Annotated in this window: 15 protein-coding genes; 3 read left to right on the top strand and 12 right to left on the bottom strand. The window is 67.8% G+C overall.

Features of this window, described 5'->3' with window-relative positions:
- Positions 1-81: 81 nt before the first annotated feature.
- The gene (locus POL67_RS29075) at positions 82-1,644 is read left to right on the top strand and encodes a glycoside hydrolase family 30 protein (RefSeq protein ID WP_271922901.1); all 1,563 of its coding nucleotides are present in this window, start codon (positions 82-84) and stop codon (positions 1,642-1,644) included.
- 45 nt (positions 1,645-1,689) lie between these two features.
- Here POL67_RS29075 and POL67_RS29070 read toward each other — a convergent pair whose 3' ends face one another.
- The 5 genes from POL67_RS29070 to POL67_RS29050 form a co-directional block, all read right to left on the bottom strand.
- On the bottom strand, positions 1,690-2,868 hold the full coding sequence (locus POL67_RS29070) for a hypothetical protein (protein WP_271922899.1): 1,179 nt from the start codon (positions 2,866-2,868) through the stop codon (positions 1,690-1,692).
- Between the two features lie 123 nt (positions 2,869-2,991).
- Positions 2,992-4,218 (bottom strand): RelA/SpoT-related domain-containing protein, encoded by a 1,227-nt coding sequence (locus POL67_RS29065; protein WP_271922897.1) that lies wholly within the window; start codon positions 4,216-4,218, stop codon positions 2,992-2,994.
- 37 nt (positions 4,219-4,255) lie between these two features.
- On the bottom strand, positions 4,256-4,894 hold the full coding sequence (locus POL67_RS29060; RefSeq protein WP_271922895.1) for a peroxiredoxin: 639 nt from the start codon (positions 4,892-4,894) through the stop codon (positions 4,256-4,258).
- 331 nt (positions 4,895-5,225) lie between these two features.
- Positions 5,226-5,483, bottom strand: coding sequence for a hypothetical protein (locus tag POL67_RS29055; protein ID WP_271922893.1), 258 nt, complete (start codon positions 5,481-5,483; stop codon positions 5,226-5,228).
- Positions 5,484-6,005: 522 nt separating this feature from the next.
- Entirely contained in the window at positions 6,006-7,184 is a 1,179-nt protein-coding gene (locus POL67_RS29050; RefSeq protein WP_271922891.1) for a hypothetical protein, read from the bottom strand.
- A gap of 221 nt (positions 7,185-7,405) precedes the next feature.
- On the opposite strand from POL67_RS29050, the gene POL67_RS29045 reads away from it, so the two are divergent.
- Positions 7,406-8,299, top strand: a complete 894-nt coding sequence (locus tag POL67_RS29045) for an STAS domain-containing protein (RefSeq protein ID WP_271922889.1) — start codon at positions 7,406-7,408, stop codon at positions 8,297-8,299.
- 12 nt (positions 8,300-8,311) lie between these two features.
- On the opposite strand, the gene POL67_RS29040 is transcribed toward POL67_RS29045, so the two are convergent.
- From POL67_RS29040 to POL67_RS29025, 4 genes are all read right to left on the bottom strand, one after another.
- Positions 8,312-9,007, bottom strand: a complete 696-nt coding sequence (locus POL67_RS29040; RefSeq protein ID WP_271922886.1) for a hypothetical protein — start codon at positions 9,005-9,007, stop codon at positions 8,312-8,314.
- Between the two features lie 22 nt (positions 9,008-9,029).
- Entirely contained in the window at positions 9,030-9,920 is an 891-nt protein-coding gene (locus tag POL67_RS29035) for a hypothetical protein (RefSeq protein ID WP_271922884.1), read from the bottom strand.
- 143 nt (positions 9,921-10,063) lie between these two features.
- Positions 10,064-10,351, bottom strand: a complete 288-nt coding sequence (locus tag POL67_RS29030) for a hypothetical protein (protein WP_271922882.1) — start codon at positions 10,349-10,351, stop codon at positions 10,064-10,066.
- A gap of 441 nt (positions 10,352-10,792) precedes the next feature.
- On the bottom strand, positions 10,793-11,179 hold the full coding sequence (locus tag POL67_RS29025; RefSeq protein ID WP_271922880.1) for a DUF1801 domain-containing protein: 387 nt from the start codon (positions 11,177-11,179) through the stop codon (positions 10,793-10,795).
- A 542-nt stretch (positions 11,180-11,721) separates the two neighbouring features.
- Here POL67_RS29025 and POL67_RS29020 point away from each other — a divergent pair.
- Positions 11,722-12,669, top strand: a complete 948-nt coding sequence (locus POL67_RS29020; protein WP_271922878.1) for a reverse transcriptase family protein — start codon at positions 11,722-11,724, stop codon at positions 12,667-12,669.
- Between the two features lie 150 nt (positions 12,670-12,819).
- Here POL67_RS29020 and POL67_RS29015 read toward each other — a convergent pair whose 3' ends face one another.
- The 3 genes from POL67_RS29015 to POL67_RS29005 all read right to left on the bottom strand — a co-directional run bounded on the left by POL67_RS29015 (position 12,820) and on the right by POL67_RS29005 (position 15,653).
- A complete protein-coding gene (locus POL67_RS29015; RefSeq protein ID WP_271922875.1) occupies positions 12,820-14,031 on the bottom strand; it encodes a glycerophosphodiester phosphodiesterase in 1,212 nt (403 codons plus the stop codon).
- A 119-nt stretch (positions 14,032-14,150) separates the two neighbouring features.
- Positions 14,151-14,684: a hypothetical protein gene (locus tag POL67_RS29010; RefSeq protein ID WP_271922873.1), complete on the bottom strand. Its 534-nt coding sequence runs from the start codon at positions 14,682-14,684 to the stop codon at positions 14,151-14,153.
- Between the two features lie 42 nt (positions 14,685-14,726).
- Positions 14,727-15,653, bottom strand: a complete 927-nt coding sequence (locus tag POL67_RS29005) for a LysR family transcriptional regulator (protein WP_271922871.1) — start codon at positions 15,651-15,653, stop codon at positions 14,727-14,729.
- Positions 15,654-15,698 lie beyond the last annotated feature (45 nt).

Here is a 15,698-nt window from a genome sequence, read left to right as displayed (position 1 = left end):
ACCTTGAACGGCGAAAAGTTCTCCTGAGGCTTTTCGGCGGATGATAGAGTGGCGCATCCTTTTACGACGGAGGCATGTGTCATGCGTTCGATGTACCGTATTTTTGCAACGTCACTTCTTGTTCTCGCCGCTGCGTGCTCGGGGGGCGGCGGAGACAGCGGCTCTGCTTCCGGGGAGGCCGGCGGCGGAGGCGGAAGTGCGGGCAGCGGCGGCGGCGGCCCGGGGAGCGGCGGATCCGGCGCCGGCGGTGGTGGCGCGCTCGGCGGGCCCTTCCGGCATGGGGTCAATGCCGGCCACCGCCACCCGACCTGGAGCGACCCGGAGCTCGCGAAGCTCGCGCGCGAGGCCGGCGCCGACAGCCAGCGGATCTCGCTCCCCGAGCAGCATCTGGAGACGTGGGGGTACGAGATCGAGGTCGAGGACATCAAGCAATACGCGGCGCTCGGCATGTCGAACCACGTCGCCTTCTTGACGACCCCCACGGCCGAACATTCGACGGCGCCCGCAGGCACGCCGAACTGGCAGGTCGCCGAGTACATGCCGAAAAACCTGTATGAGCCCGTGTTCCTCGCGGACGGCAAGATCAACCCCGACAACTACTGGGGCGCGTATGTGCACAAGACGGTGAGCACCTACAAGGACTGGGTGAAGGTGTGGGAGGTGTGGAACGAGCCCGATTGGGTCGCCGACTGGCAGGTGACGGTGGACTGGGATAAGAACCCGCCCACGAAAGAGCAGCTCCCGCGTTTTCATGGCTCGATCTTCGATTACGTCCGCATGTTGCGCGTGACGCGCGAGGCGGCGCTCAAGGCCGATCCGGACGCGAAGATCGCGCTCGGCGGGATCGGATACCCGAATTTCCTCTCGGCCGTGCTCCGTTACACCGACAACCCCGAGGGCGGCGCCGTGAGCGCCGCGTACCCCGAGAAGGGCGCGACGTACTTCGACGTCCTCAGCTTTCATTATTATCCGGTCTTCAGCCCGGGCAGCTCGGACGTCGGCGCGCGCGGCCTCGTCGATTCCAAGAACGCTTTGGCGAAGGTCCTCGACGCCGCGGGCGTCAGCGGCAAGACGTGGGTGGTGACCGAGAGCGGGGCGCCACACGAGCTCATCGGCGCAGGTCCGGGCGGGGTGGAATACGCGAGAAACTACATCCTCAAGGTGATGACCACCGCGCAGGCCGTGGGGATCGGCGGCGTCGATTGGTATCTCCTGACCGACAGCGCAGATCTCGGCGCGAGCACCAGCTCCTTCGACTACATGGGCCTGTATTACGATGTCCTGAAGCTCGGCGCGCCGACCGAGGCAAAGATGACGGATACGGGCGTCGCGTATCGAACGCACGGGCAGCTCCTCGCCGGCGCCTCGTTCGACGCAGGCGCCACGGAGGCGCTCGCGCTGCCGGAAGCGGTCGGCGGCGCGGCGTTCAAGCTCGCGAATGGGAAAGCGGCCTTCGTCCTGTGGGCGAAGACGAGCGGCACCTCCGAGGACGCGAGCGCGATGTATTCACTCGCCGCGAGCGGGCCGCTCAAGGCGTATGCGTGGGACCATGGCAAGACCGGCGCGGCCACGGATCTCACGCCGGCGGGGGGGAGCGTTTCGCTCGCGCTCACGGGCTCGCCGCAGATCTTCATCGCGCAATAGGCCCCGCCACGTCCGTCGCCTCGGGCGCCGTGGCCGCTCGCATCCTCACCGACAAGCCTTTTCCGCCGCCTCTTTCCCGCGCTCCCCCTCGATCATCTCGCGCGCCCCTTTCTCCGTCGCCAGGCACTCCCGCAGGGTCTCGGGCGCCGCCGCGTCATAGCCGTACGGCAACGCGCTCACGCACCGGCTCGCACGCGCGCACGCCTCCTCCAGCGCGGGCAATGCCGCCGTCTCCGCGAGCGCCGCCTCCGCCTCCGGCCCCGCGAGCCGCTGCAGCCACGCCGAGAACCCTCCGCGCTGGAGAACGACCTCGGGCGTCTCCGGGCGGAGCTCCATCAGCTCGCGCGCCGCATCGTTCCTGAATACGCTCCTCTCGGACGTCGACGACCACCGCGCCGGCCATGCGTCCCAGGGCTCGCCGACCGGCTTCATGAAGGCTCGGCCGTCCGTGAAGCAATACAACGTGCCGAGCCCAAAACCCTTCGGCTCGCGTGGCCCTCCCGGTGCCGTCACCCGGAAGCAGCCCGCGAGCGCTGCCGGAAGCGGCGTCTGCGACCATTGCGGAGGCGGCGGATCGGGCGGCCGGAGGCGGTGGGCTTCCCGCAGTCGCCCGCAGAACCCACCGCGCGTCGGATCACGTTCGCAAATGTCCACGAGGATCGCGAGCTCGTCGCACGCCGTCAGCGCCCCGCGCGCGCACGCCTCGCCGAGCGTCTCGACGCCCCGCGCCTCCGTGCGCGGATCGAACGAAAGCCCCGATCCATACATCCAGCAGCCGCACATCGGGTCTCGCCCGCACGCTGCTGCGAGCCTGGTCTCGATCCTCGCTCGATCGTCGGCCGTCGCCTCCTTTTGCCAGGCGAGCGTGAGGCAACCCCGGGCAAACCCCTTCTCACACGTCATGCGCAGGAGCTCCATGCCCCGCGCCGGCTTGCCCCCCTCGTTCGGGTGCTTCGTGTGCCACTCCGCGAGCGCCACGCAGGACGCCATGGCCCCGTCGCCGCAGGCCTCCTCGCACGCCTCGGGGCCCGTGCTCGCACAATCGTTGCTCTGCATCGGGCAATCCACGGGCTCGATGCCGGGCCGGGGGCGAAAGGGAATGCTCTTCTCGGCGGCGGTTGCTTTCGCGACGGGAGGTCGTGGGCCCCCGCCGCACGCCGCCGCGAGGCCACCGAGCGCGAGGGCGAGCTGCACGGCTCCACGGAGCGGCGAGATGGGCTTCACGAGATCCCTTGTATCGTTTCAGCCATGCGACGCGCAAGGCGCGGGAGCTCCCGCACCTCGGCGCGGTGTGTTCAGGGAATCCCGCGCGGGGACGGCGCGTGTACCCCCTTCGATCGGGGGACCTCACACGCGCGAGCGGGGAGGCCGCGAACCCTCGGGGAGCGCTGCACGAATGCGGTTTCGAGCGCGCGGGGTCTGCACGCGCCCGAGCTGGCCGACGGTGGGACGCGCCCGGGCGGAATGCATGACCTCCACGACGTCCCCCGTGTGCAGCCGTGTCGTGAGGGGCACGAGCCTGCCGTTGACCTTCGCGCCCGTGGAGCCCCACCCGATCTCGGTGTGGATCGCATACGCAAAATCGAGGGGCGTGGCCCCGCGGGGCAGGCGACGGACCTCTCCGCGGGGCGTGCGGGTGTAGACGAACCGCGCCTCCGCCGCGCGGCTCTCCTCGTGATCGGGGTACTTGTAGCGGAAATGGGCGGCTCCCCCGTGCTCGGCAAGCTCGTGCATGGCGCGTGTGCGGATCTGGATCTCGATCCACGCCTCTCGAATCGCCGGGACGCAGACGACCGTATGGAGCGAGCGGTACCCGTTGGCCTTCGGGTTCGCGATGTAGTCCTTGAACCGCTCGGGGATCGCCGTATAGGCCGCGTGGATGGCGCCGAGCGCCTCGTAGCATCGCGCCTCGTCCGCGACGATCACCCGCAATCCGAAGAGATCGTAAATGCGAGGCTGCCGCCCGCTCTGCGCGGCGAGCTTCTGGTGAAGGGACCAGAGGTGCTTGGCTCTCCCGGTGACCTCGGCCTCGACGTCGAGCGCCGCGAGCGCCCCTTCGAGGTCGGCCTTCGCAGCCTCGACGGCCTGGTCCCTGTCCGCGCGCCGCGCCGCGACGAAGCGCGCCACCGCGTCGTAGCCCGGGCGATCGACGATCTTGAACGCGAGATCCTCGAGCTCGCGCTGCAAGGGCTTCAGGTGGAAGCGTGACGCGACGGGGGCCCACACGGAGAGCGCTTCGTGACCCCGCTGCAATCCGTCGGGTTCATGCCGGCCTCCGTGGAGCCTCGCGAGCGCAGCGGCCACCGCGACGAGCAGCCCCTCTGCGTCTCCGGCGAGCGCGATGACCGCCTCGACGGCGTGCGAAGCCGGCGTGCGGCCGCCCGGCACCCAGCGAATGGATAACGCGCGCGCGGCCGCGCTCGCGATCTGCGACGCGCGGTCCTTCGGCGGGGTGGACGAGGAAAACCGATGACGGGAATCGAACAAGCGCGCGGCCGCGATGCAGGCCTCGTGCGCACCGAGCCTCTCGAGAATGGCATCGGTCGTCTCGGCGGAAAGCAACGGCTCGGCCACGTCTCCTCCCGTCAGCGCGCAACGTCGGCGCCCGAATTCACCGATTGGGCTGGGGCGTGAAACGGAGATAGGGACGCACGGCGTTGTACCCCTTGGGGAATTTCTTCGCGATGACCTCGGGGTCCTGGAGCGAGGGCACGATGACCACGTCGTCGCCGTCCTTCCAGTTCGCCGGCGTGGCGACGGAGTGGCTGTCCGTGAGCTGCAAGGAGTCGATCAGGCGGAGGATTTCGTCGAAATTGCGACCCGTGCTCGCCGGATACGTGATCGTGGCGCGGATCTTCTTGTTCGGGTCGATGACGAAGACCGAGCGGACCGTGAGCGTGTCGTTCGCCTGCGGATGAATCATGTCGTACAGGTTCGAGACCTTCCGATCGCCGTCGGCGAGGATCGGAAAGTTCAGCTTGGTGCCCTGCGTCTCCTCGATGTCGACCGTCCAGCGCAGGTGCGACGCGACGTCGTCGACGCTGAGCGCGAGCGCCTTCACGCCGCGGCGGTCGAACTCGCCCTTCAGCTTCGCGACCGTGCCGAGCTCGGTGGTGCAGACGGGGGTGAAGTCTTTGGGATGGGAGAACAGGATCACCCAGGATTCGCCAGCCCACGCGTGGAACCGGAGAGGTCCCTCCGTAGATTCCTGCTCGAAATCGGGGGCGATGCTTCCAAGCTGCAGTCCCATGACGCTGAACCTCCTGAGGCAGGTGGACGACCGTCTATCATGACGGATGATGGTCCGCTATAGCGCCACGTTGTCGCCCATGTCAAGCCAGTGGCACGCTCTTCGCTTGCTCCCTTCATCGGACGAGCGCACGCACACGCCCGTCGAAGCGTGCCGATCCGCTCACGGATCCTGCGAGCGGAGCCTGCGAGCGAGCGCGCTCTCGGGATGCACCCCTTCGAGCGCCCGCGCCCTGGCAGCAAGCGCCTCAGCCCGTGAGGAGACTCTTACGCGTCCGTTGCCCGGTGAAGGCCGAGGCGCTTCCCCCGCGTGGCATCGCAGAATCCGCAGCTCAAAAGTCGATACAGGTGCCGCCGGAGCAGCGCCGGATCAACTGCCAGGTGCCGTACTGGCACTCATAGGTGCTGGTGACCGTCTTGCTGCCTTGGTTCGTGGTGAGGATGTGCGTGGCGCCCTCATTGGCCGCAGTGCAGGGCGGCAGCGTCCCGGCCTGTTCCGTGAGGGTGGAGTCCTCGACGTCGAGCTCCGGGTCTACCTCGGCATAACAAGCAGCAAGGGCCAGCGCGGCGATCGCGAGAAGTCGCTTCATGGGTGCACCTTCATCCCTGTCCGGGACCGTTGAATGGAATGCGAGAGCTCTCGCTCGGTCTGCTCTGCTCGCTCTACCAGACCTCAACCGGCCCGAAGGTCGCCCGTTCGCCAACGCGATTCTCGAAATTGCGAGGCGTCGCGCCGGGGCGCTGCCCCGGACCCCGCGGGGGCTGTTCGCCCCTCGACCCGAACCAGGCACGGCCTGGACCGAAGGTGGAAGAACTGCGCGGCGCGCAGTTCTTCCAACGGGCCGGTGGCAAGACCGTGGAGGTGCGTCTCAAGCTGGCGACGGGCACGTTGCCGGTTGAAACGTCAGCGCGGCTGTCTTGGTGGGCAGGGTCGTGGCAGGTCTTGCCAGCGGCTGTTCGATGAACTGCGCATCGCGCAGTTCATCGACCCCGAGTCCAGCGCTTGCGCTGGTCCGGGTCCAGGGGTGGACAGCCCCTGGTGGGGCCTGGGGCAACGCCCCAGCTCCGCGCCTTCGACATGAGACCCATGCACGGGGGGGATTCGTGGGCGTTTACGGGCAGGCTGTCGCGTACATCAGGCGTTTCGAGGCCAGGTCGTCATAGGCGATGTGCACGCGGCCCGTGCTATCCACGGCGAGCGATCCGTTGCCTGTGATGCTCGTCGCGTCCACCTCGGTGGTCTGGAAGCTCCCTGTTGCATTGCTCGAATAGCTCAGCTTCTGGCCTCCCGTATCGAGGTGCGCGACGTGCAGGGCTCCCTTCGCGTCGAGCACGGCCGAGGTTGCGAAGGCGCTCGTCGTGAGGGTCTCCTTGGTCCAGCTTCCTGGTTCGCCCTGCAAATGCAGGAGCCCGTCCAGCGTGGCGGAGAAGATGTGCCGCCCGCCTGTCGCGTCCACGACGAAGGGGTTCCACAGGTTGAACATGTAGGTCGACGTGACCTCGTATTTGTTCCAGGTCGTCGCGTCTACGCGGCTGGCGTGGTAGACGCGGTAGAAGAGGTTGTTTTCTCGCTGGGTGTAAACGATCTCCGGGGTACCATTGCGGAGCGCGATGGTGGTACGGGTTCCGGGCTGGAATGCGGTATTGACGACCTCGAACGCCCACGTGCCTGAGGCGTTCGTCGCGTACCGGACGTCGTCTTGCAGGTAGAAGCTCGCGTGGAGCTTTCCGTTTGCGTCGGCGACGAGGGAGAGCCCGTTGGCCGCTGCCGGCTCGATGACCTCTTTTTTCCACGCCCCGTCCTCGTACGTGGCGTACTTCACGCCCCCGTTGGCGTAATCCTTGTAAAGGATATGCGGCACCTCGCCGGTGAAGACGATCTGGCTCGCCCCGCCCACGTCGCCGGTGTCGACGGTCTCGACCTCGAAGCCATCCGGCGCGCTGCGTACGACCTGGAGCGTGTCCGAATCCGGCTCGTAATAGGAGATCCAGAGCTGATTGCCCTTTCCGAGTGCGAGATTCGGCTGATTCCCTTTCTTCGCGACGTCGATCGACTTGATCGTCCAGGGAGAGGGCGAGCAAACGCCGCTCCCCCCCGCGCCGCCTGCGCCGCCGCTGCCGCCTGCGCCGCCGCTGCCGCCTGCGCCGCCGGTGCCGGTCGTCGAGCTGCTCGATCCCGAGGGCTCTTCGCCCCCGGTCCCGTTCTGCTTTTCGGGCTCGGAGCACGCGGCGAGGACGGGGAGGAAGGACGCGAACACACAGAGAAAACCACGTAAGTCAATTCCACGCATGGCTCCAGTCCTTAGGCGAGGGGAGAGGAATGCGTCAAGAGCCCGCTGCGCCCACAATGTGCCCCGCGCCCGCGCCCGCGCCCTTCCCATCCTTGCATGAGGAGAGGCGGTCACCGCGGAGGGCCGGCGGGCTCCCCGGACACATTTTTGATCATCGAAGCCTTGTGTATCGCCTCACCGCCGATCTATGCTGCGTTCGTTGCCCAGGGGGGGGCACGTGCATGTATAGGCACGCGATCGCGGTCTCGGATGCCGAGAACCATCTTTTGTTCGATCCCACGCGCGCTGCGCTGGAGCAGCGTATCTCCGAGCTCGAAGACAAGCTCGATGCGGCCGAGCATGGGCAGCGCCTCGAAGCGGAGCGCTTTCGGCTGACGGTCGACGGCGCTCCCATCGGGATGGCCCTCGTCGGGCTCGATGGCACCTTCATTCGCGCCAACCACGCGCTCGGCGAGCTCTTTGGCTTCGCGCCCGATGAGCTCGTGAAGGTGCGCTTCCAGGACCTCACGCATCCGCAGGACCTGCAGAGCGACCTCGATCTCGTCAGCAGCGTGCTCCGCGGCGAGATCGCGCGCTACGAGCTGCGCAAACGATACTTCCGCAGGGACGGCGCCGTCATCCACGCCGATCTCCACGTCTCCATGGTGCGCGACGGGCGCGGCGAGCCGCTCCATTTCATCTCGCAGATCCTCGACGTCACCGAGAAGCTGCGCGCCGAGGAGGCCCTGCGCGCGCGGCTGGCCGAGCTCTCCACGCCCTTCATTCCCATCCGCGATGACGTCATGGTGATGCCGCTCATCGGCGCCATCGATTCCGAGCGCGCCGAGCGCGTGCTCACGACCCTGCTCGCAGGCGTCAGCAAGACCGGCGCGCGCGTCGCGATCGTCGACGTCACGGGCGTGGCCGCGGTGAATGAGCAGGTGGCCAGCGCCCTCTTGCGCGCAGCGCAGGCCGTGCGGCTGCTCGGCACGCGCATGATCCTGAGCGGCATCGGACCCGAGGTGGCGCGCACGCTGATCTCCATCGGCGCCGACCTGTCCGGCATCGTCACCTGTGGGAACCTGCAAGCGGCCGTCGCGCAAGCCGTCAAGCTGACGCGCAATACCAGCAGCTAGCCCCCGGAACGCTCAGTCGCGCGGCCGCTCGCACTCGAAGATGTGCCCCCAGCGTGGATCGAGCGAAAACCAGATCGGGGATGTGTCGGGGTGGAAGTTCTGTCCGCCCAGCGGGAGCGCGCCTTCCCAGACGCGCTCCGTGATGCATCCGTCGAGGCCCAGGTCCGCGGGGGTCGTGCGGAAGGTCGAGCCGTCGGCGCAGGTGAGCGTGGAGGGCGCGCCCGACACGAACGAAATCGCGGCGCCGGTCGGCCCTTCGAGGACGTGGCGCCGGGGGACGTCCGCCGCCGCCCCCGTTTCCGGGCCCGTGTCGCGATAACGGAAGCAGGTCTTGTTCGCGACGCGCACCTCGACGTCGAGGACCCAGGGGCTCCCTTTCGGCGCCTCGGGTCGAAACAAGACCTCCGCGTTCGAGGCCGTGCAGGTTTTGCCGTCGCGCGCGAGCGTGCCCTCGATCGGGACCGGGCCGAGGCAGGCGCGGATCTCGCGCTTCATCGTCTGCCAGCAGTTGTCCTTTTCGCGGAGCCATGCGCAATCGAGCGGCTTCGAGGCGTCGGTCGGCGCCTCGGGCGCGGGCGCTTCGTCGGTCGTGGGGATCGACGCGGGCGGCGGGCCCTGCGGAACGGCGTCTCTCGTGCAGCCGGGCAGGGAAGGGGTGAGCCCGAGGAAGAGGAAAGCGACGAGGAAGGCTGTCGAACGCGGATGCATGGGGGGTCGTCTCAGGACGTTCTCAGCCCGAGAGCGCCGGCGGCGTCAGATCGCCGAATTTCGCTTTTCGGTCTCCGCGCATCATCCAGGCCTCCACATCGCCGATGATCGCGCGGTAGGTCTCGCCCCGACCCAGGCGCTGACGGATCAGCGGGACGAGGCATTGCTCCAGCACCTCGGGGTGCCATTTGACGACGGGCGCGAAGAACGCAGGCTCGCCGGGGGGAGCGCCGTCGATACGCGTGTAGATGTTCGGGATGAAGAGCTGCCGATTGTCGTCCGACATGTGCTCGTACGTCACCGCGTGGGGGCTGCCGTCGGAGCCCTCGAGCTGGATGATCTCCTTGGATCTTTGCGAGGCGCCCATTCCACGGAACGCCATGACGGCGCCCCGGAGCTGCGTCGCATAAAGATACTTCATCTGGCTCCCCCACTCGCTGAGGACCTCGCTGTACTTGCGGGCATAATCGCGGATGCCGAGCTCCGAGCCCCCGCGCACGCCGGGCATTCCCTGCTGCGCGGGCTCCACGCGCAAGAGGATCCGGAAGAGGCTCTCCCGGCTGCTCCACCAGCCCCCTTTGTGCCCGCCCGCGTCGCCGAACCGATAGAGCGTCTCGCCGATGTTGAGCCGCACCGCCTGAAGCCCGGACGCCTGCATGCCCCCCGTCGCCGCCCGCGGGATGTTGCCGAAGCCCCCGCTCGGGATCGGCTTGTCGACGAGGGTCAGCTCGTCCCGAGGGCTCTCGCCGCGCGTGCGGGCCGCGAGCGACTCGGCGGTGGGGAAGAGCCCCCCGAGCGCGTGCTGCCTGCTCAGGCCGTAGTTCAAGATGCCCTGATGCGCCGTCGGATAGACGTCGAACATGACGTTCCGCGCGTCCTTCCACTTCTTCGGCCACGGTCCGACCAGCGTCATCGCGCTCCCCTTTCGCAGGTACCAGCGCCCACCATGATAGGCCCGAAAAGACCGGGAAAGGCAAGTCTCGCGCAGACCCTCCGGGGCGGGCCGACCTCGAAGCCGCCTCCACGACGGGCGGGCAGGGGCCGCGGCGCACGGGGTCACGGCGTCCATTCGCTGTGCACGATGCCGACCACGTACCACGCGCCCTCGTACACTTCGCATACGACACGGAGCACGGCCCAGTCGTGCGCCGCGTCGTCCGTGGTGCTCGGAGGGCAGCGGCGCTGGATCACGCGGCCTTGCGGGTAGGTCTTGGCGAGGTCGGACGCGAGCGCCTCGACGTCGAAGGCGGCCGCCTCGTGGCTCGCGGCGCCGCTCCCCGCGGCCGGCTCCCATCCCGATGCCGGATGGAGCACGAATCGTTCGAAGTAGGCCGCCGGCTTCATCCGAATGCGCGCCTCGTCCTCGGCCAGGGCGCCCCCAGTCGCGCGCGGCGTCGTCGACGAACGCCCCGCGGAGCGCGTTCGGGTCGAGCACCACGTCTTCTGCCGGGTCCACGAAGCCGAAGGGCGTGAAGCGTATTCCGCGCACCGGATGGGCGGCGGCGGCGAGGGCGTCGCCCGACCGCGCTTCGAAGGCGGCGATCACGCGCTCCGCGCACGCGTCGACCGTGGCAACGCGTGCTTCGGCTTGGGAAGCGGAGCTCGGCGGTTTCGAATCCGCGCTCGTGTTGCAAGCAGAGAGCGCGCCGAAGGCGAGAAGGACAAGGCACAGCGCTCGGGAGCCGACCGTCGTGGAGATCATGCCACGCACCCTGGCAAGCGGGATGCCATCGGGCTTCGCTTGCTGCTTTCACGCTCGGGTCGTCAGGGAGAGTTCCGATCGCTCTACTTGCTCACCTTCGTCGGATCCCCGAGGGAGGCATTGAGCGCCACGGCCGCTTTGGTCAAGCGACGCACCTTCGTCGTGCTCACGGACGTGTCCTCGCGGAGCTCGAGCGTGGCCATTTCGTATTTGCCCCCCGGCTTCAAGCGCGGCTCGATGTCGAGCAAGCGCTTTCCTCGCCAGAAGCCGAACAGGACGCGCGCGGGTTCGGCGCGAAGGAGCAGGACGGGCCCCTTCGAGAAATACACGAGGTGCCCCCACTTGATGACCTCTTCGAGCTCGGCGCTTGCGCGCACCGCGGCGCGAAGACCCTCGACGCAGGTGCGCTGCCAGCCTTCGAGAGACGCGACGTAGGCATCCGGCTTGGCGGCCGGCACTGATTTTTTCATGTCTCCCCCTGTCGACATTTCATGGGAGGGACGAACCTACCCGAAAAGGACCCCTCCGTTCAACGCGCCGCCAGGAACGGGCGGCGGCGGTCCCGCGGAGCGCCCGACGGAAGCAACCATGCAGGACGAGCAGGTTTCGGGCGCTCGCGGGTGTTGGAACGTTCGAGGGGTCGCGGGAAACGGTGACGCGTGGGTGTTCGAACGTTCGAACGGGCACGCGTCACCGTGACGCGGGGGTGTTCGAACGTTTGGAGACGCAGGGGAGACGGTGACGCGGGGGTGTTCGAACGTTCGAACGGGCACGCGTCACGATGGCGCGCGGGTGTTCGGGCGTTTGGAGACGCAGAGGAGAACGTGACGCGAGGGTGTTCGAACGTTCGAACGGGCACGCGTCACGGCGACGCGCGGGGGTCGGGACGTTTGGAGACGCAGGGGCAGCCGTGAGAGGGGGTTCCAGTGCGTGATGAAGCCGGGTAACGGGTGGCGCCGGAGCCGGCCGAGCAAAGGGGGCCCGTGTCAGTGGTGATCTTCAGGAGGGAAACATGACCGCTACGAAGATGGCGGAGCCCATGTCACCGGGACTTTTGAAGGTAGCGGAGAGAGCGAAGCGCGACCCGGAAGGGCAGCTCCTCTCGCTGGCGCACCTCATCGACGAGGCTGCGCTCGAGCGAGCTTTCGGCCGGATCCGCAAGGATGCGGCCGTGGGCGTGGATGGCATCACGAAAGAGCAGTACGGGCAGGAGCTTGCGAGCAACCTGCGCGTGCTGCACGGGCGGCTGAAGGAAATGACCTACCGTCATCAGCCGATCCGAAGGGTGCACACTGCTCTGGGGAGCCCGTTGCGGGAAAACCGCACGGCGGGTTCTGCGAGGGGGGACGAGCCCAAGGGAAACCAAGGGCCCGTCCCTACCCACCACAGCATCGACCGCACGATGCTGATGGAGATGCTCCAGGCGCGGGTAGCCGATGGGAAGCTCTTGCGACTCGTCGGCAAATGCTTGCACGTGGGTGTCCTCGAAGGCGCGGAGATATCCGAGCCAGATACGGGGACGGTGCAGGGTTCGGTGCTGTCGCCGCTGCTCGGCAACGTGTATCTCCATCACGTGCTCGACGTATGGTTCGAGCGGGAGGTCAAACCGCGGATGCGCGGCAAGACCACGCTCGCGCGCTACGCGGACGACTTCGTGATCGGCTTCGAGCTGTACTGGCCCTGGTCCGGGCCTTTGGGCGGACAGCCCCTCGTCGGGTCCGGGGTGAAACCCCGGCGCTACGCAGTGAAACACCCCCCGCGGCGCGACGTCCACCTTGGCTGTCCAGCGCGTGGACACCTCCCTCCATGCGCTGGACAGCCTGGTCCGTGCTCGCTCGCGGATCCTCGGAAGAAACGTGATGGCACTGCCTTTGCGATGCCCCGCCGCGCAGAAACGAACCTTGGAGGGATCGTGGGACGCATGCGCTTTTCATCGGCAGCGTTCGCGTCGCCAGGTTGAGACGTACCTCCATGGTCTTGCCACCGGCCCGCTGGAAGAACTGCGCACCGCGCAGTTCTTCCAGCCTCGGTCCAGGCCGTGCCTGGTTCGGGCCTTTGGGCGAACAGCCCCCGCGGGGCCCGGGGCAGCGCCCCGGCGCGACGCTCCAAGTCACGGGCTCAGACGGGCGCGTGCCTTGACGGCTTCGTCGGGGAAATCGCTGAAGACGCCGTCGATGCCGAGGCGGTAGAAGACATCGTATTCGCTTGCTGGGGTGGCTTCGTAGTCTCCGGCGAGGAACATGCCTTCGCTGCGGAACGTCCACGTGTGCACGAAGAGGCCTTTGGCGTGCGCGCGTGCGACGAGATCCGTCGGTGCCAGTGATTTTCGATCGGCGTCGTCCACGTTGCCATCGCCGTTGACGTCGTCGGCGTCGCCGTCGTTGTTGGCGTCTACGCCTTGCACCGACACGATGTACCGCTTCCATGGCGACACGCCGTCGGCATACCCCGCGAGGAATGCGAGACCTTCGTCGGTGAGCAGGTCTGCGAAGGTGCGCGGGTCGTTCTTCTTGGCGAAATCGTACGGCTTGTCGTAGGGCGGTGCGAGCGTGATGGATCCGTCCAGCGCGACGCCGTCCGCGTCGATGAGCTGCACCAGGGGCAACGAGGTCTTTTGCCGCAGGTATTGCAGGTTTGCGACCTCGAAGGACTGGATGATCACCTTCGCGTCGGGGCCTGTGAGCTTGGCTTGTTCGAGGGTGGCGAGGAGTTTGTCTTCGAGCGGGAGGCCGAGGTCTTCGTGGTAGGTGGGGTGCTTCGTCTCCGGGTAGATGCCGATCACGCGCCCGGTCTCCTCGGACTTCGCCTTGGCGAGCGCGATGACTTCTTCGAGCGTCGGGATCTCGTACTTGCCGTTGTGCTCTTGCGGCCGGTAGCTGCGCGGCTGCACGGCGCGGAGTTGCTTGATCTCCGCCAGCGTGAAATCGCTCGCGAAATAACCTTCCACGGGGACGCCGTCGACGGTCTTTGTCGTCTTCCGGTCTGCGAATTCGGGCTTGGAGGCGACGTCGGTCGTCGATCCGATCTCGGGCTCGTGGCGCGCGACGAGGTGGCCGTCTTTCGTGGCGACGAGGTCGGGCTCGATGAAATCGGCGCCTTGCTCGATGGCCAGCGTGTAGCTCTCGAGCGTGTGCTCGGGCAGGTACCCGGAGGCTCCCCGATGGCCTGTCACGAGGGGCGCCTCGCCGTGCAACGTTTTCCAGGGCGCGGGCGTGGTCGTCGCGGGAGGACGAGGGCTCCCGCCATCGCCGCAGCCCGCCAACAAGGCCGAGAGGAAGAGTCCGAGGAGGGCCGTACGCGTTTCGATGCTCGATGTTTTCATGGTTTTCCTCGTCATGGATCGCATTCGTGCTGCCTTCGTGGACACGCCGATCACGTCGGGGCGCGAGGATGCGCGGTCAAGTTGACGATCCTGCGACGGTCACGAAACGTGGCCGAGGCTCACGTCCCGCCGCAGGCCTCGTACTCCGCCTTGCACGCGCCCATCGCCGCCTGCTGCGCGCATGGCGTGCAATCCCCCGTGATTCCCTCGCCGGCGCACTCCACCTTGCACGCGTCGGCGCACACGCCTGCCGCGCAGGCGCAGGTGATGAACGCGTCCGTCGTGGGGTCGTCCTTGGCCAGATCGCAGCCTTGTACGCACGGACAGCAGATGCCGCCCCCCAGGCAACACCCGTCGCTGCGCCCCGCGGGACACGTGCACTCGGCGCCCCCGAGCTCCGCCTTGCAAGGACCAAAGCCACTGCCGTCGTCGAGGCACCACGCGATGCCCGGCGGGTTCACCGCGTGGCAGGTGCACGAGGTGGTCGAGCCGGGAACACAGACCGTCCCGCCGCCGCCGCCGCCCGTGCCCGTCGCGCTCGTCGAGCTCGCCGCCGAACCGCCGCTGCCCGACGGATTCGGGTCCTCCACCGTGGGGCCGCAGGCGACGGCGAACGTGGCCGTGATCAGAGCAAAAGCAAAAAACGTTCGCATGGGCTCCCATACCACCGATCGCGCTGCCTGCGGAACACCCTCTCAGAGCTCGCGTGCGATTCGGAGAATCTCCTCGCGCAACCATCGATGCGCCGGGTCGGGGTCGAAGGATGCGTGCCACAGCATCGAGATCCCGGATTTGGGGAGCGTGATCGGGACGTCCGCCGTCGACAGGCCCAGCGTCTCGGCCGCGGCCAGCGCCACGCTCCGGCGCAACGTCGCCACGGCGCGGAGCCGGCGCAGCAGGTAGGGGACGCCCACTGCGTGGGGCGTGCTCACGGCGATACGCCGCTTCCATCGATGCTTTGCGAGCGCCGCGTCGATGCTGTCCTCCAGCGCCGCGCGGGACGAGATTCGCACGTGCGGGATCGCCGCGTAACGCTCGGCCGTCATGGGCAAGGACGGGTCGTGCTCGCGGGGGTCGAAGAGGCAGAGGTACGTATCGCCCGTGCAGATGACGCGGCGCTTGTGGTGTGTGCGGCCTTCGCTGAAGACGCCGATCGCGAGGTCGAGCTCGGCCGCGTCGAGCATGTCGGGGACCTCGGCCGGCGCGAAGGGGCGGATGTCGATCCGGACCTTCGAGCCCAAGCCCTCGAGGTGCACGAGCAGCGGCGGCAGGAGCGCGATCTCCATGTCGTCGTGGACGGCGATGCGGAAGTGCCGCTCGTCCCGCGCGGGATCAAAGGGCGCCCTCGAAAGCAGGGTCGCCTGGATTCCGGCGAGCGCGGCGTGGACCTCGGCCGAAAGCTCCTGCGCGCGCGGCGTGGGTTGCATGCCGCCCTCGGCGCGCACGAAGAGCTCGTCGCCAAAGAGGTCCCGCAGGCGCGCGAGGTTGTGGCTCATGGCCGACTGGCTGAGCCCGAGCCGCGCGGCCGCCCGCGTCACGTGGCGCTCCGTCAAGAGCGCATCAAAGGCCACGAGCAGGTTGAGGTCGAGCCGCGCCAGATGCGTGTGATCGATGATCGTCATGCGCCCTATCGGTTGGATTCATCCGAGCGGAGCGCCTACGTCAAG

This window comes from Polyangium mundeleinium (assembly GCF_028369105.1).
In the GTDB taxonomy this organism is placed as follows: Bacteria; Myxococcota_A; Polyangia; order Polyangiales; family Polyangiaceae; genus Polyangium; species Polyangium mundeleinium.
This window is presented reverse-complemented; position numbering and strand designations above follow the sequence as displayed.

Bases quoted from the DNA above. Each gene is read 5' to 3' on its own strand.
- POL67_RS29075 (WP_271922901.1), top strand. From the start codon at position 82: ATGCGTTCGATGTACCGTATTTTTGCAACGTCACTTCTTGTTCTCGCC.
- POL67_RS29060 (WP_271922895.1), bottom strand. From the start codon at position 4,894: ATGGGACTGCAGCTTGGAAGCATCGCCCCCGATTTCGAGCAGGAATCT.
- POL67_RS29055 (WP_271922893.1), bottom strand. From the start codon at position 5,483: ATGAAGCGACTTCTCGCGATCGCCGCGCTGGCCCTTGCTGCTTGTTAT.
- POL67_RS29050 (WP_271922891.1), bottom strand. From the start codon at position 7,184: ATGCGTGGAATTGACTTACGTGGTTTTCTCTGTGTGTTCGCGTCCTTC.
- POL67_RS29045 (WP_271922889.1), top strand. From the start codon at position 7,406: ATGTATAGGCACGCGATCGCGGTCTCGGATGCCGAGAACCATCTTTTG.
- POL67_RS29040 (WP_271922886.1), bottom strand. From the start codon at position 9,007: ATGCATCCGCGTTCGACAGCCTTCCTCGTCGCTTTCCTCTTCCTCGGG.
- POL67_RS29035 (WP_271922884.1), bottom strand. From the start codon at position 9,920: ATGACGCTGGTCGGACCGTGGCCGAAGAAGTGGAAGGACGCGCGGAAC.
- POL67_RS29030 (WP_271922882.1), bottom strand. From the start codon at position 10,351: ATGAAGCCGGCGGCCTACTTCGAACGATTCGTGCTCCATCCGGCATCG.
- POL67_RS29025 (WP_271922880.1), bottom strand. From the start codon at position 11,179: ATGAAAAAATCAGTGCCGGCCGCCAAGCCGGATGCCTACGTCGCGTCT.
- POL67_RS29020 (WP_271922878.1), top strand. From the start codon at position 11,722: ATGACCGCTACGAAGATGGCGGAGCCCATGTCACCGGGACTTTTGAAG.
- POL67_RS29015 (WP_271922875.1), bottom strand. From the start codon at position 14,031: ATGAAAACATCGAGCATCGAAACGCGTACGGCCCTCCTCGGACTCTTC.
- POL67_RS29010 (WP_271922873.1), bottom strand. From the start codon at position 14,684: ATGCGAACGTTTTTTGCTTTTGCTCTGATCACGGCCACGTTCGCCGTC.
- POL67_RS29005 (WP_271922871.1), bottom strand. From the start codon at position 15,653: ATGACGATCATCGATCACACGCATCTGGCGCGGCTCGACCTCAACCTG.